1 pseudogene is annotated in these 421 nt (G+C 55.6%); it reads left to right on the forward strand.

Going from position 1 to position 421, the window contains the following annotated elements:
* Positions 1–421, forward strand: a pseudogene (locus KP705_RS18145) (IS5/IS1182 family transposase); the annotation flags it as partial.

A 421-nucleotide genomic window follows, 5' to 3' on the forward strand; every position in this document is an offset into this window, starting at 1 on the left:
ACCCTGCGGAACGCCGGTTATCTCCCGATGTCCGGCCAGATCCTGGATGCAACACTGGTGGCTGCTCCAAAGCAGCGCAATACGAAGGCTGAGAAAGCGGATCTCCGGGCAGGACGTATTCCAGAAGACTGGCAGGACAAGCCCGCAAAGATGTCGCATAAGGATCGTCATGCACGATGGACACTTAAGTTCACGAAGGCGAAGCGGCAGGACGATGGAACCATACCGTCGAGCGATCTCGCCATCCCGTTCTTTGGCTACAAATCCCACGTCTCCATCGACCGGAAGTTTCGGTTCATCCGAAAATGGAAGACGACGGATGCCGCCGCCAGTGATGGTGCGCGATTGAGAGAGGGGCTGTTAGATAAAACCAATACGGCCTCAAGCGTTTGGGCTGATACAGCTTATCGCTCGAAAGCGA

The organism is Gluconobacter sp. P1D12_c (assembly GCF_018812105.1).
In the GTDB taxonomy this organism is placed as follows: domain Bacteria; phylum Pseudomonadota; class Alphaproteobacteria; order Acetobacterales; family Acetobacteraceae; genus Gluconobacter; species Gluconobacter oxydans_A.